The organism is Mesorhizobium sp. WSM4837 (assembly GCF_055811435.1).
On the sequence record NZ_JBVVQE010000029.1, the window covers coordinates 1 to 14,884 of the forward strand.

Annotated in this window: 14 protein-coding genes and 1 riboswitch; of the genes, 2 read left to right on the forward strand and 12 right to left on the reverse strand. The window is 61.5% G+C overall.

Going from position 1 to position 14,884, the window contains the following annotated elements; translation table 11 throughout:
• From AC0L3D_RS18155 to AC0L3D_RS18195, 9 genes are all read right to left on the reverse strand, one after another.
• Positions 1 to 641: phosphomethylpyrimidine synthase ThiC (locus tag AC0L3D_RS18155; protein WP_473645314.1), on the reverse strand; the 641-nt coding region annotated here is incomplete at its 3' end.
• Positions 642 to 742: 101 nt separating this feature from the next.
• Positions 743 to 859, reverse strand: a riboswitch (TPP riboswitch).
• Between the two features lie 82 nt (positions 860 to 941).
• The gene (locus AC0L3D_RS18160; RefSeq protein ID WP_473645316.1) at positions 942 to 2,582 is read right to left on the reverse strand and encodes an ABC transporter ATP-binding protein; all 1,641 of its coding nucleotides are present in this window, start codon (positions 2,580 to 2,582) and stop codon (positions 942 to 944) included.
• On the reverse strand, positions 2,579 to 3,502 hold the full coding sequence (locus tag AC0L3D_RS18165) for an ABC transporter permease (RefSeq protein ID WP_287174522.1): 924 nt from the start codon (positions 3,500 to 3,502) through the stop codon (positions 2,579 to 2,581). Before AC0L3D_RS18165 ends, AC0L3D_RS18160 begins: the two co-directional genes overlap by 4 nt.
• A gap of 3 nt (positions 3,503 to 3,505) precedes the next feature.
• Positions 3,506 to 4,420, reverse strand: a complete 915-nt coding sequence (locus AC0L3D_RS18170; RefSeq protein WP_023801378.1) for an ABC transporter permease — start codon at positions 4,418 to 4,420, stop codon at positions 3,506 to 3,508.
• 81 nt (positions 4,421 to 4,501) lie between these two features.
• Positions 4,502 to 6,010, reverse strand: coding sequence for an ABC transporter substrate-binding protein (locus AC0L3D_RS18175; protein WP_287174525.1), 1,509 nt, complete (start codon positions 6,008 to 6,010; stop codon positions 4,502 to 4,504).
• Positions 6,011 to 6,114: 104 nt separating this feature from the next.
• Positions 6,115 to 7,020, reverse strand: coding sequence for a 5-dehydro-4-deoxyglucarate dehydratase (gene kdgD / locus AC0L3D_RS18180; protein WP_287174527.1), 906 nt, complete (start codon positions 7,018 to 7,020; stop codon positions 6,115 to 6,117).
• Positions 7,021 to 7,082: 62 nt separating this feature from the next.
• Positions 7,083 to 7,835, reverse strand: coding sequence for a FadR/GntR family transcriptional regulator (locus AC0L3D_RS18185; RefSeq protein WP_473645319.1), 753 nt, complete (start codon positions 7,833 to 7,835; stop codon positions 7,083 to 7,085).
• A gap of 196 nt (positions 7,836 to 8,031) precedes the next feature.
• A complete protein-coding gene (gene trxC, locus AC0L3D_RS18190; RefSeq protein ID WP_287140446.1) occupies positions 8,032 to 8,478 on the reverse strand; it encodes a thioredoxin TrxC in 447 nt (148 codons plus the stop codon).
• A 36-nt stretch (positions 8,479 to 8,514) separates the two neighbouring features.
• Entirely contained in the window at positions 8,515 to 10,077 is a 1,563-nt protein-coding gene (locus AC0L3D_RS18195; protein ID WP_473645322.1) for a bifunctional aminoglycoside phosphotransferase/ATP-binding protein, read from the reverse strand.
• A gap of 328 nt (positions 10,078 to 10,405) precedes the next feature.
• Here AC0L3D_RS18195 and AC0L3D_RS18200 point away from each other — a divergent pair, with 328 nt between their 5' ends.
• Entirely contained in the window at positions 10,406 to 11,239 is an 834-nt protein-coding gene (locus tag AC0L3D_RS18200; RefSeq protein WP_473645323.1) for a universal stress protein, read from the forward strand.
• Positions 11,240 to 11,374: 135 nt separating this feature from the next.
• Positions 11,375 to 11,608 (forward strand): hypothetical protein, encoded by a 234-nt coding sequence (locus tag AC0L3D_RS18205; protein ID WP_023801385.1) that lies wholly within the window; start codon positions 11,375 to 11,377, stop codon positions 11,606 to 11,608.
• 165 nt (positions 11,609 to 11,773) lie between these two features.
• Here AC0L3D_RS18205 and AC0L3D_RS18210 read toward each other — a convergent pair whose 3' ends face one another.
• From AC0L3D_RS18210 to AC0L3D_RS18220, 3 genes are all read right to left on the reverse strand, one after another.
• A complete protein-coding gene (locus tag AC0L3D_RS18210) occupies positions 11,774 to 12,922 on the reverse strand; it encodes an aminopeptidase (protein WP_473645325.1) in 1,149 nt (382 codons plus the stop codon).
• 441 nt (positions 12,923 to 13,363) lie between these two features.
• Positions 13,364 to 13,894 (reverse strand): hypothetical protein, encoded by a 531-nt coding sequence (locus AC0L3D_RS18215; RefSeq protein ID WP_473645327.1) that lies wholly within the window; start codon positions 13,892 to 13,894, stop codon positions 13,364 to 13,366.
• A complete protein-coding gene (locus AC0L3D_RS18220) occupies positions 13,891 to 14,496 on the reverse strand; it encodes an ATP-dependent nuclease (protein WP_287173966.1) in 606 nt (201 codons plus the stop codon). The genes AC0L3D_RS18215 and AC0L3D_RS18220 overlap by 4 nt, the downstream gene beginning before the upstream one ends.
• Between the last annotated feature and the right edge of the window lie 388 nt (positions 14,497 to 14,884).

Genomic DNA, 14,884 nt, shown 5'->3' on the forward strand with positions numbered 1-14,884 from the left:
CCGATATTGGCATTGATCTTGACCAGGAAATTGCGGCCGATGATCATCGGCTCGCTCTCCGGATGGTTGATGTTGGCGGGAATGATAGCCCGTCCGCGCGCTATCTCGTCGCGCACGAATTCCGGCGTGACGAAGTCCGGGATCGCCGCGCCGAAAGGGTTGCCGTCGCGCTGCATCCCGCCGCGTAAGCTCTCGCGGCCGAGATTCTCGCGAATGGCGACGAACTCCATTTCGGGGGTGATGATCCCGGCGCGCGCATAGGCAAGCTGCGTCACCGCTTGGCCCGTTTTTGCCTTTAGCGGCCGGTGGCGCACGGGAAATTCCGGCGTCAGGCGCTCACCTGACGCAAAGCCGTTGTCCTCCGGCCTGACACTGCGGGCATCGTGGAATTCGACGTCGCCGCGCACCGTCACCCATTCATTGCGAAACCTGGCGAGGCCCTTTTCGATGCTGGTTTCGACAGTCGGGTCCGTATAGGGGCCGGACGGATCGTAAACGGTGACAGGCGGTTCGCCTGCCGTCGGATGGACGGCGATTTCCCGCATCGGCACCCTGATCTGCGGGTGAATCAGGCCGGGTTTGTGGATTTTCCTTGAGGCGGGCAGCGGTCCCGTCGACACGGCGGGGGAAATGGCATTCATTTTGAGGCTCCTTTGCTCATGCATTGGAGACCCAGTTCTGTGCCGGAAGGATGAAAAGACGCTTCTGCCTGCCTGCTTACAGGTTTTCGGGCATGGACTCCCGCAAAGCGCTTGCACCGTCCCTACGCCAGTATGAACTGGATCAGGTTCAACGGGTCACTGCGCCGCGAAAGCCAGCAGTATCTCAGCCCCTTGCCGGGACCCCCCTGGTGAATGGGTCAAATTGAGCGGGCGATCGCCATTTTGTCAAGCGCATTCGGCCCATCAATCGGCAACACTTGCTGGGCGCGCGCGGACGAACTATTGAGCCTGCGTTAGCCATTTGGGCTGCGGCACAGCCTGCAGCAGGCTTTGCGTATAGTCGTGGCGAGGCGCCCCGAACAGCGCCGCGGTTTGGCCTTCCTCGACAATCCGTCCGTCTTTCATGACCATGATCCGGTCGGCAAAATGGCGCACGATCGGCAAGTCGTGTGTGATGAAAATGTAGGAGAGGCCGAGCCTCGTCCTGAGGTCGGCCAGAAGGTCGATCACCTGCGCCTGGATAGAGACGTCGAGCGCCGAAACCGCCTCGTCGCAGACGATCAGTTCCGGCTCGCTGGCAAGCGCGCGCGCAATGGCGATGCGCTGTCGCTGGCCGCCGGAAAACTGGTGCGGGTAGCGCTCGGCGTGCTCCGGCAAAAGCCCAACCAATTCCAGGAGCTCTGCCACTCGAGCCTTCCACTTGTCCTTCGGCAGGATATCGCGGTGGATCACCCAGGGTTCGGAAATGATCGAATAAACGCGCATGCGCGGATTCATCGATCCGTATGGGTCCTGGAAGACCATCTGGACCTTGCGCCGAAACGGCATGAGGCGCTTCCCATTCATGTCGAAGATGTTCTCACCGGCAAAGACCGCCTTGCCGGCGCTTGGCGCGTTCAGCCCCAACAGCATGCGCGCGACGCTCGATTTGCCGGACCCGGACTCGCCGACGATGCCGAGCGTTTCTCCTCTCCTGACCTCGAAGCTTATGTCGTCCACCGCCTTGAACGTCCGCTTGCTGCTAAAAGCTCCGGAAGCAAGCTCATAGTGTTTGGTGAGATGTTCCACCTTGAGCAGCGTCTCGCCGGCGATCACCGTCGAACGCTTGTTGGGCGCCTCCGCTGCGTTACCGTGGGGCAGGGCGGCGATGAGGCGGCGGGTATAGGCGTGCTGCGGATTGCTGAAGACCTCCCTGGCGATGCCCGTCTCGACGACCTTGCCGCCGTTCATGACGATAATCCGGTCCGCCATGGACGCGGCGACTTCGAGGTCATGGGTGATCATGATCAACGCCATGCCGGTTTCGCGCTGGAGATCGCGCAGCAGATCGAGGATCTGCGCTTGCACGCTGACGTCCAGAGCGGTCGTCGGCTCATCGGCGATCAGGATGTCCGGTTTCAACGCGATCGCCATGGCAATCATCACGCGCTGGCGCTGTCCGCCCGAGAACTGATGCGGATAGAAGTCGACGCGGTTTTGCGGCTCTGGAATGCCGACGCGCCGAAGCAGTTCTATCGTCTTGGCGCGTGCGCCCTTGCCGCTCTCTGCGCCGTGGCTCTCATAGACCTCCTCGATCTGGCGCCCCACCGTGTAGACCGGGTTCAAATAGGCGAGCGGATCCTGAAAGATCATCGCTATCCTGCGGCCGTTGATGCTTCGGCGCGCCTCGGCACCGAGGCCTGACAGTTCGACGCCATCGAAGAGGCAGGAGCCGGCCACGATGTCGCCTGGCGGACAGTCGATGAGATCCATCACCGTGCTGGTGCTGACGCTCTTACCCGAACCGCTTTCGCCGAGGATCACCAGCGTCTCGCCACGGCTGACGCGGAAAGAGACATCGTCGACGGCGCGTATCGGTTCATCGTTCGAAAGAAAATCGACGGTCAGACACTCGACCTTGAGAATGGTCGCGTTGCTCATCGGGCAGCTTTTCGCAATGTCTGAAGGCGCCAGCGTTGCTGCGGATCGGCAACGGTGCGCGCCCAGTTCGAGAGGATGTTGAGCGACAGCGTCGTCAGCATGATTGCAAGGCCCGGCCAGAATGCGATCCACCAGGCGGTGGCGAGATAGCCGCGGCCGTTTGCGACCATTGCGCCCCAGGTGAAGTCGGGTGGCTGAATGCCGAGGCCAAGGAAACTCAGCGCCGATTCCGACAAAATGACTGTCGCGAAATCAATGGCTGAAATTGTCACCAATGTCGGCAGGACAAGGGGGGCGATGTGCCGGATCATGATCCGGGCCGGCTTTGCACCCATGGCTCGCGCCGCGCTGACGAACATGCGCTCGCGCAGCTCCAGCACTTCCGCACGCGCCGTTCTGAGGTAGATCGGCATGCGCGTGACGGCGAGAACGATCACCAGGTTGGTGATGCTCGGACCCAGCGTGTAGAGCACGATGAGCGCCAGCAGCAGCGAGGGAAAGCTCATGACGACATCGGCCAGTCGCAGGATGAGATGGCTGTACCAGCGCTCCGAATAGCCCGCGATCAGGCCCAGTGTCCCACCGACCAGCATCGACGCGAACACCGCCGCCGCGGCAATGCCGAACGTGTTCTGCGCGCCGACAATCAGCCTGGCCAGGATGGGCCGGCCGAGGGTGTCGGCGCCAAGGACGTAGATCCAGCCACTGGCCAGCGAGAACGGGGCGAGGTTGCGCTGGCGCAGCCCGAGCCGCGATGCGGCGTCGCCCACCAGCCACGGGCCGAGGACCGCCGCGATGACGACGATCGCCAGGAAAATAGCAGCGGCGAGCGCAAGCCTGTCGCGCTTCAAATAGGCAAAAATCACGCGGCCGCTGCCTGGAACGGCCGCCGGCTTGATGTCGGGGGTGATGATCGTCATGGCTCAGTACCGGATGCGCGGATCGAGAACCGCGTAGAGCAGGTCGATCGCGATGTTGAGGATGAAGATGGCGGTTGCCGTCACCAGAATGGTCGACTGGACGACGGCAAAGTCGCGCTGGATGATCGAATCGATCATCAGCTTGCCGATGCCGGGCCAGCCGAATATCGACTCCACGACGACGGCGCCGTTGACAAGGCTGGTCGCCAGGTCGCCGGCGACCGTGACGACCGGCAGCAGCGAGTTGCGAAGCGCATGCCCGAAGATGATCTTCTGCCGCGGCAGGCCCTTGGCCCTTGCGGTCTTGATGTATGGAGAGGCAAGCGCCGACAGCATGGTTCCGCGCACGACCTGCACCAGGAGACCGAAAGGGCGAAGCATCAGCACGAAGGTCGGCATGATCCAGTGGACCCAGGTGCCGGTGCCCGATGTCGGCAAAAGCCCGAGCCCCACGGCGAAGACAAGGATGCCGACGATGGCGACCCAGAAATCCGGCGCACTTGCGCCGGCCAGCGAGACGAGGCTGGCGATACGGTCGAAGATGCTGCCCGGCCGCGCGGCCGCCAGAGAGCCGACAAGGATTGCCAAGGCGGTCGACAGCGTGATCGCGACGACGGCCAGCTTCAGCGTTTCCGGGAACGCCTCGAGCGCGACCTGCATCGCCGAGCGGTTCTGGCGCAGCGATTCACCGAAATCCAGCTGCAGCAGATCGCGCAGATATCCCAGAAACTGCCAATGGATCGGCTGATCGAGGCCGTTCAACCGCGCGAACGCGGCCCGAGCTTCCGCAGTCGAGTCCAGAGGCAGGTACAAGGCGGAAGGATCGCCGGTGAGCCGTGTCAGGAAAAAAACCAAGGTCAAAAGACCGATGACCGATAGGATGCTGTGCGACGCCCGGCGTCCAAGATAGGTTATCATTTCGGATGCCCTTCGGCGGATATCGACGGAGGCAACGGGTCGGGGGCGCAGGGCGACGACCGCCTGGCGCCCCCGTATCGCTCAGTCTTTGATGGCGATATTGGCCAGCGGTATTTCGCTGTTGGTGGTGATATCGGGCTTCCATTCCAGCCTGGTGCCAACCCGGGTGTAGCCGATCATGTGGAACATCGGGATGTCCGCCACCACTTCGTTGCGGGCCTTGCCGAAAATCGCCTTGAAGCTGTTGGTGCGGGCTTCGCCGGTCGCCGCCAGTGCCTCGTCTATCTGCTTGTCGAATGCCGGATCGGCCAAGGTCGAGTAGCTGCCACTCGATCGATAGAAGATCGGCACCGTGAAGGCCGCATCGCCCTTGTTGTTGTCATGCATCATCTGCAGGAGATTGGGGCCGCGCTCCGCCGGGAACGGCTTTTGCAGATAGCGCAGCCAGTCGGCGACATCGAGCATGGTAAGCTTGACGTTGAGGCCGGCGTCCTGCCACATCGTCATCATCGCCTCCATCGCTTCGGCGCCGTTCGGATAGATGCCGTTTCGCCCGATGAGCTTGATCTCGGTGTCGACTGCGACACCAGCCGCGCGCGCCTCTTCGATGAGCTTTTTCGCCTCTTCCGGATCGTACGGCCAGGGCTCGAGCGCATCGTCATGGCCGTTGATCCCGGAGACGACCATCTGCGACGCACGCTTGACGTCGTCGCCGAACAGCTGCGCAAGGCCTTCCCAGTCGATCGCCAGGTTGAGCGCCTTGCGCACGCGCAGGTCGTCGAGCGGCGGCTCGGCGGCATCGATGCGGATGGCAGTGGTTTCGGAGTTCAGGTAGGCGAAATCCGTCTCCGGATTGCTGGCGTCCTGGATGGCAATCGACGGTGTCAGGTCGGCTTCCCCGGTCTCCACCATGGCGGCTCGAATCGAGGATTCGGGTCGCCAGACATAGGTTGCCTTGGTGATCTGCGGCTTGTTGCCCCAATAGCCGTCGAACGCGTCCAGCACCACGGTCTGCGGGGAAAAGGTCGACAGCGTGAACGGGCCGGTGCCGACCGGATCGTTCACCGCCTGGTCGACCGGCGTCTTCGGCGAGACGATCATGACCACGCTCAACAGCGTCGGCATGATGGGCTCGGGCCTGTCCGACTTTATTTCGACGGTCAGCTTGTCGACCGGCGTCAGCGTCAGTTTGGCATCGCCGAATTTCGCAATGTTGCTGCAGGTAAGCTTGCCGCTGATCATCCGGTTGATGGAGAAGACGACCGCATCCGCATTGAGTTCGGTTCCGTCCTGGAATTTGACGCCCTCGCGCAGCTTGATCCGCCAGGTGGTCGGGTCCACGCTGGTCCACTCCGTCGCCAGTTTCGGCTGGGGCTGTCCGCTGTTCGGATCGATGACGGTCAACGATTCAACCACGTTTTGGCTGAGTATCTGGCCGACATTGGTGATGATGGTGCCGCAGGGCTCCAGATTGGCCGGCTGCTCCGGCAGGACGATACGGATCTCCTGCGCCGCTTCCTGTGCGACGGCCGATGGCGCGGCAGCGGTCATCAAAACGACAGCTGCAATCGTATGGATGCTTCTGTTCATGTCACTCCTCCCTTGATCTTCCATTTGGGATCTTCCGTTTTGGCTGTCGCACGAGACGATCCTCCTCATCCCGTTCGGCCGACGATTTGCCGATCTCGCGGCGGCTAGGCGGCGATCTTCTCGATCAGTCCGCGCAGCACGTCTTTCTCCTGCGGCTTCAGATCGGTCAGCGGCGGCCGAAGCGGGCCGGGTGTCCGTCCGATGAGTTCGACGCCGGCCTTGATGATCGACACCGGATAACCTTGCTCGCGATCGCGCAGAGCCGCGAACGGGAAGAAGAAGCCGTGCAGGATTTCTTCCATCACATTGCGATCACCTGTCCGCATCGCCCTGTAGAAGCGCTGGGCCAATTCCGGCACGAAGTTGAAGACCGCGGAGGAATAAGTCGTCACGCCGGCGCCGTTGAAGCCCTCGGCGAACAGCTCATGCGTGGGCATGCCACCGATGTAGCAGAGCCGATCGCCAAGCTTTGCGGTGACGTGGCGGACAAGATCGACCTTGCCTGTGCCGTCCTTGAACCCGATTAGGTTTGGGCACGCGTCAGCAAGGCGGGCAACGGTGTCGGCACTGGCGACCGAGTTCGCACGGTTGTAGATGATGACGCCGAGGCCGGTGGACTGGCACACGGCCTTGACATGCCGAAAAATCCCCTCTTGCGAGGCCTCCATCAGATAGTGAGGCAGAAGCAGGAGACCGTCGGCTCCCGCAGCCTCGGCGCGGCGGGCGATTTCCGTGGCGAGCGCCGTGCCGTAGCCGCAGCCGGCGATGATCGGCACGTCTCCCGAGGCATCCTTGGCCGCGCGGGTAACGTCGGCGACCTCTTCCGGCGACAGCGAGAAGAATTCACCGGTGCCGCCGGCCGCGAACAGGGCAGCGGCACCGAACCCCGACAGCCATTCGACATGCGCGCGATAGCTTTCGAGATTGAGGCTGAAATCCTCGTTGAAATGCGTGACCGGAAACGACAGCAGCCCTGAAGCGACCCGCGACTTGATTTCATCTGGCGACAAACGAACTCATCCCACAAATTAATATGATGCATCTGAATTCATATGATGAGTATCCAGACGAGTCAACCGCCGGTGTTGTCCTGATTTGTCGGGCGCCGGACGGTCAGGGCGCGATAGCGCTTTATCCCGGTCATCAAATGGCGGCGCATCGCCTCACGCGCCTTTTCCGGGTCGCGGGCGAGGATCGCATCGGCGATTTCCCTGTGCTCCTGCAGAATCGGATGGTCGCGATTGGGCAAGGGGTCGACGCCGCCCATCATCGTCTTGAACTTCACCCGCGGGATCATCCGCCGACCGACATGTTCGAGGAAGGCCTTGAACCTGGCGTTGTTGGTTGCGGCGGCAATCGCCATGTGGAACTGGAAGTCGGCATCGTCCGTGGGTTGCCCTTGCGCCATGAGGTCGGCGAACCTTTCGACCTGGGCCTCGATTTCGGCCTCTTGCGCCGGTGAGCTGCGGGCGGCGGCAAGGCCGGCTGCCTCGACTTCGATGCCGATGCGCAGCTCGAGCTCTTCGATGATGTCCGAGATCTTGTTCGTTTCGTCGGTGAACAGCTTCAATCCCTCGTCGACGGGTTTCGGGCCGAGAACGAAGACGCCGGCGCCTTGCCGCGATTCCACCAACCCATCGGCACGAAGCGCGGCGATGGCCTCCCGGACCACGGTGCGGCTGAACCCGAACCGGTCGATCAGCGCGGGTTCTGTCGGCAATTTGTCGCCAGGCGCATAAAAGCCCGCGTCGATCTGGCCGCGCAGGGCGTCGGCAACCTGAGAGACGAACGACCGCCGGGACGTTCGATGTTCGGCCTGCTGCATGGGTCCTCCCAACTTTGCCGGATCTGAGGATCCATACTCCCAGTGCGGGCCAAAAGCGAGGTCATCATATGAAAATTCGTCGTTCGATGTCTCGAACTTCTTAAGGTCATCATATGGCTTCTGTGTTCAGCGTCGGCCATCAGATCGCCCGTCGTGCTGGGCACGGCAATCAGTGAAATCCACGCAGTGGCAGCTTTCAGGCTGCAGCCGGCAGGTGATCGCGGACCCACCTGACGATCTGTCCCGCCGTCATTGCGCCGGATGTGCGCGCAACCTCCTGTCCGCCATGGAAGAGGATCATGGTCGGGATGCCGCGGATGCCGAGCCTGGCTGCAACGGCCTGCTCATTGTCGGAATTGAGCTTGATCAGGCGAACATGCGGCTCCAGTTCGTTGGCTGCCGCTTCATAGGCCGGCGCCATCATCTTGCACGGACCGCACCATGGTGCCCAGATGTCGACGACGACGGGGAGGCTGCTTCGCGTGACCTGGCGATCGAAACTCTGTGCATCGACGTCTGCCGGGTGACCCGAGAACAGCCTGGAGCCGCACTTTCCGCATTTCGCGTCCCCGGCATCGCCTGCCGGCGGCAGGCGATTGACCCCGCCGCATTTGCCGCAAACTACCAGTTTTTCCTGCGTCATGCCCATTTACCCCTTTGTGCGCGTCGATCGTCGCCGTCACGATGCGGTCTTGAGTGGAGGATTCTGCGCAAAAGCGGCCGCGTCCGAAACCTTGGCCAATTCTGCGGCGATATCGGCGAGCTTTCGATCGGCGTCGACCTTGCGCCAGTTGGACGGGGTAGCCTTTCGCTGCAATTGCCGCGACAAGATATCGACTGTGGCGTCAGAAGGACCGCCACTGCGCTCGCTCACCCGCTGCCAAAGAACGAGCGGATCCGCCTCCAGCCAGAATCCGGCGAAAGCAACGTCTCTGCCGTTTGCCGCCTTCTCGATGCGGTCGCGATCGGCCGGCCGGTCAAAGACGGCATCGGCGACCACCGAACCGCCTTCGGCAAGGATCAAGTCGGCGCGCCATGCCATTTCGCGGTAGACGCGGTCCGACACATCAGGTCGATAAGCTCGGTCCGGCAGCTTCGTTTCGGCCGGCACCCCATGCAGGGCTTTGCGGATGCGGTCGCTTTCGACAATGCGTGCGCCGGGCGGCGCGCCAACATGTGCGGCGAGTGCCTCGGCAACGGCCGTCTTGCCGGAACCGCTCAAGCCGCCGATGGCGATCAGCCGAGGCGGCTTTTCCTCGAGAAGTGTTCGGGCAAGCTCGAAATAGGATCTGGCCTCGGCAAGCAGGCCGCCGGGCATGTCACCGCCTTCCTCGATCTGGGTTGCGGTGACATGCGCGCGCACCGCAGCCCGCACTGCCATGAAAAAAGGCAGGAGGATGAAGCCGTCCTCGTCGTCTGCTTCGTCGAGATAGCGGTTCATCACCAGGTTGGCGAGTTCCGGAAAGCCGCGATGCCAGAGGTCTATCAGCAGGAAAGCCAGGTCGTAAAGCACGTCGATGCTGGCGATCTGGTCGTTGAATTCGATGCAATCGAAGAGGCGGGGCTCTCCGTCGAAGAGACAGATGTTGCGCAGATGCAGGTCGCCGTGGCATCGCCGGATCCTGCCTGCCGCCTCCCGCCGGTCGAGCAACTCGCAATGACGGGCGAGGGCGGTGCGAAACATCCCGGTGAATGGCTTTATCTCGGCTTGCTCGAAAACATGGCTGGTGGCAAAGCCGGCTTCGTTGATGGCGAGCACGCCTGCCAGGTTCGAGGATCCGCTGCCGTTGTGGACCTTCGGCGCGCCGCGATGATAGCGCACGATCATGCGCGCGACATCCGTCATCAGCGCAGGCGTCAGTTCGCCACCGACTGCCATTCCGTCGAGCAGCTTCGACTGATCGAAGCGGACCATTTCGATCGCCGCATCGACCAGTTTGCCGCTTCCGTCGAAGGCCAGCTCGCCGCCGGCCTCGCGGGTGACGCGCCGCACCCCCAGATAGAGGCCGGGGGCAGTCCTGGAGTTGAGATCGACCTCCTTCTCGCAAGCGGCGAGCCGCAGCGCCGGGGTCGAGAAGTCGACATAGGGCAGCTTGACCGCTCGCTTGATCTTGTAGGCGCGCTGGCCAACCAGGAATATCCGCGAGATATGGGTCTCGATCGCCTCGACCGGTCCGCTCTCGCCATATGCGGCAGGGTCCATCAACATCGCGGCCACGGATTGCTGATCCTCGACGATCATCGGATGCCTCTTTGTTTTGTACCCAACCTGGGGAAGCCAGCGAGCGTGGTCGCTGAAATTCCACGCCATCAGGCCCTTGCTGCCACAGCGCCTGGATATAACCAGCCAGGTCACGAATGCGTTCCGTGATGCTGCTGCTCCGGTGTTCGGGGCGTATTCTTGGCGTCCTCCAGCGGCCTGAAACCTGTTGGCGTCGGCACGTGGGCATGTTGATACGGATCAAATGATGACCGGCGGCGTTCTTGACTCAGCGCTAGCAGCGCGCCGAGCCGTCTCGCTGTTGTTGCAACGACGATTGGGCTTTGGGGCAAAATCGGGAGCAGCAGCCATGGCTTTCAGGACGATACTTGCCGTTACGGGACCGCACGAGGGAGACGGTGATCTCAAGCCTGCCGCCGACCTGTGCAACGAGATCGGCGCCTATCTTGCTGTTCTGGTCGTTGCCGTAGCTGCGCCGCCACCAGTCGGGGAGTATGCCGCGGTCGTTTCAGAAGCCTGGCTCGACGAGCGTCGGGCCGTCGAGGATCTGTTGAAGAAGCGGACTGCTGACCTGTCGGCTTTTCTCGCCGGCAGCGTGCTTTCGGCCGATGTCTCCAGCGAATATCCGGAAGCCGGCTGGGCCGACGACACCATCGGCCGCCGTGCCCGCTATGCCGACATTACGGTGATTGGACCGGAGCTGCTCGCCAACGAAACGCTGAAAAGCAAAGCGATCGAAGGCGCATTGTTTTCTTCGGGAAAGCCCTTGCTGCTAATCCCCGCGGGGGCGCAGCCGACCCTGAAGCCGAAACGCGTGCTGATTGCATGGGACGCCCGTCTGGCATCGCGTGCCGTCCGCGAATCCCTCGGCCTGCTGCCAGGCGCCGATGAGGTGCACCTCGTCATGGTCGATCCGGTGGAGGACGAGTACCGCCACGGGGCCGAACCCGGAGCCGACGCCGCCGCCTATCTCGCGCGGCATGGCGTGAATGTCACAGTCGACCGGCTGCCCAGCCTGGACCATTCAGTCGTCGACGTGCTTCGCCGGCACGCGCTCGACATCGCCGCCGACCTGATGGTGATGGGCGCTTACGGTCATTCCCGGTTGCGCGAGCGCATCTTCGGTGGCGTCACCGTCTCGATGCTTGAAGACCCGTCGATGCCGATCCTTATGGCGCGTTAGCCGCCGGCGCCCGTCATTGGCATCCCTTTTAAGTCCCAAGGGACACTGTTGCCGCCCATCTAGCCGTCTCATCGGTATCGGCGGAGCCGCGAATCTGTGGTAAGCCGCCGCTCAACCAACCAAAGGACGACACCTGTGAGCGAACCGACCGTGGCCGAGGCGACCGAAAGTATCTATGCCTCCCTCCGGGCGGACAATGCCGACATCGACGCGCATATCGCGACGCTTAAGGCGGCGATGACACGAGAAGGGATAAAACAGGCGGTGTTCGATCCGACCAGGCTGGCGCAGAACAACCGTTCGGGCCGCAAGCTGATGCAGGCTTATTTTCGGCAGCGCGGCGTGAGCGTGAGGTTTTCGGCCTCGTAGGGCGCACGCTGAGGCGCCACGGCCCGCCGGCAACCATTGTGGTCCAGGATCCGCCGGGGGGCTCAGGCAAGTCCGCTTTTGGCTTCTACCTTCTGTAGCCCGACTTTTGGCTTCCGACCCGCCCGACGTCAAAGTATGTGGGAAATCGGCCGCCAAATGGTCAATTCAATCACCTGCGCCGGCTGCCGAGTACATCGGTGACCGATTCGCCGCCTCTGGCCTACGGATTTGACCGGCTCGATCGCATGAATCTGCCGCTTTGAGCGCTTCAGCGCGGTAAGCCTTGTCTAACGCTCCGATCCGTCGAACCGACGCGAAGAACCGTGGATAGTCGCCCGAACACAAATCGAGCAAGCGGAGAAACGTCGCCACCTGATCGCCGTAGACGGAAGTCGCCGCGAGCTTCGCGTTGTTAATCGGAGCATTGAACCAGACATCGTATCCCCGGTATCCACGCCAGCGACTGTCGCGCATCTCTCGGTAGCGCATCCGCAGCCGTTCGATCGCGGCCATCTTCGCGGCCCGCTTCTGCTCAGAGGTAGCGCTGCCGTCATAGACATGGCTTAGCTCGTCCCGGGTCTGCGACACCAGCGCAAGAAATTGAGCTCTGCGCCTCCGGTCGGCTTTGTAACGGCGCAACTCGGCGGTATCACCAGCCGCGCGCAGCCATTTTCTCACGCCGGTTGTTTCGACGGCGACAGCGAACGCCTCGTTGAATGCGGAATCGTCCTTCACATAGACGCGTTGGTGGGCCAGCTCGTGGAAAACTAGCCCTGCAAGATACGTTTCATCTTGGCTGAGCATCGTGCTTAGCAGCGGGTCACTTGACCAGCCAAGCGTGGAATATGCAGTGATGCCGGTCACATAGACGTCCAGGCCCTGTCTCTGAAGTTCGACAGCGGTTTCAATCGCAGACCTTTTGGAGAAGTATCCTCGGTACGGAACGCATCCGAACACCGGAAAGCACCATGTTCGTGGCGTCAGCGAGAATTCCGGCGCGGCGAAGATGGCCCATGTCACCGCGTCCCGACCAACGTTGACATAGCTGCGGTAGCTATCGTTGTCCGGCAGCGCTAGTTCATCTATCGCAAACTGTCGGATGGCGCTCGCCGATTCCATTCGAGCGCGCAATGTCCCAGGGATCGAAGGATCGTCGATCAGCTCTTCGACATCCTGGCGCGCCGCCATGATCTCCACGTGACCCTTCAAGGATTGTGCATAGTAGGAAATGCTCGTGCAACCTGCCAGGCCGGACATCACGATCGTCGCAGCAACCGAACGAAAAAATGCGCGCATCACGGTTGCCCACGGCATTTGCTCACACGTCCGGATAGGGCAAACGTCGCAACTACGCCCGGTCCCAAACAGTGGCTCCAATTTGGTTGATGTCCTGGGATGAGGGTTTAGGTTAGACGTTCGTCTTCGGCAAGATTGTCACAATGTGGTCATTCGCTGCCAAATTGCCGAATGTCCGCTATAAGCCGGACACGGCGGCATGCGAACTATCCGCCTAGCAGGTCTTTTTGTCCTGAAGCTTCCGGTCGCATACGGCCCACCGCTGTTGGTCCCAATGCGCCTAATTTAGGCCGTTGGATTCCTCTTTGTGCCATCTCGAAAGCAGTCATTGGCGACGACAACGCCCGTCATTGTTCCCGGCGTCTATCGAGCAATCAAACTGATGCGGCCTTGGCGCAGCTCGTCATCGCTTTGTGAGGCAGTCCATGAGGGTTCTGAACTTGGTGCGTGACAAGGGTATCAATCTGCCTGCTGGGTCGGATCCAAGATCATGTCGTGGAGCTCGGCGATTTGAGCATTCAGGTACTTCATGGCAGCCAATATTTCCTTCGCCCGAGCTACTGTCGCATCTGATCTCGGGTCTGTGTTGTCGTGAGTTCGGGCAAGCTCGAAGAGCATTCGTCGCAGCCGGTCCTTGCCCAATCGATCATACATAATCGTGTCGAGTTTTTCGGCAGCTGCCATGCCTCGCGCTTCCCGCAGCTTTTCGCGATAGGCGCTAAGATGGTCGAGATGGAACTCAACTGACTCTGCGGTGGAATCCAACCGTATCCGAATGCCGTGCAAGTCCTCCAGTGTGGCTTCCCCTGCAGCAATCCGTTCGAGGTATTGGCGGAACCCGTGTGGGGCGAAGCTCAATCCGTCTAAACTGTGTGCTGCGCTTCGGGACTGCCGTCTGCGGCTGTACTTGGCGATGGCTTCTTCCCCTTCCGGGCCCAAATCGATCAGCGTCGTTATCAGTTCGCTGAGTCCGTCGACTAGATCGGTCACGGGACCGGAAATGCCCGACCTGACACTGACCCAAGAAGACGGTCAGATAGCGCACGATTTCCGGTTCGCAGTGCGCGAAGGTGAAGAAACCCGAACTCACGTTTGTCGCTGGATCGGCACTCGTTGATGGGCGCGCCGTCCTCGTGCCGCGGCACCGCGAACCATGTCTTGGCGGTGAAATCATCATTCTCGGGGTCGTAGGCCCCTTCGAAGCGGACACGGACCGCGGGTTCGATCCCTGGCTGACCCAGGTTTGCGCCCTGGCCGGGCCCGAGGAGCGAGCGATCGGCCTGCCGCCAGAACTCGAGATTGTTGCGGAACTTTGTGCAGTGCTGCTCATCGAGGTCCGCGATGACAACTTCAACGACGATGTGCTTTGGCGGCGCTCCTTCCACAGGCAGATAGTCACCGCCATAATAGTCGTGCTCGTCGATGGCTTGCGTACGCGCCAATCGGTCGGGACCAATGGCGAGTTCTATTGCCTCGAATACTGTTGATTTTCCCGTATTATTGTCACCAAGCAGGACAGATGTTCCAGAAAAATGGACATCGGCCTGCTTAATCCCCCGAAAATTCTCGATATGAACGCGAGCGATTCGCACAATACCCCCCGAGGCCCCCGCTTATTGTTCATCACACGCATAGCATCCTGCGCAAGCCATGTCTGCCGAAGCAAGCCATCGATCCGGTAATCGCGCTCAATGGAAACTCTCCATCTTCACGCATCCGGGGAAATAACCGCCTTCCTCCCCTTAAGCCTATGGCCAAACAGGTGGGATGGCCCCTGAACCTCGAACACCCGGTTTGGCTCCATCTGCTGCCTTGGTCAGCCCCTCGCAGATTCGTTTCTTGGGAGCGCTCACCCGTATCTGAATGTCTGGGATGAGGTCGGCTGCTGAACGACGGCTTTCCGATAAGCTCGCCCGACTGCAGACGGGCCGTTGTCGGCCCCCAAGCTGCTGGACCGGTATGCGCCTCATGTGACGCGGG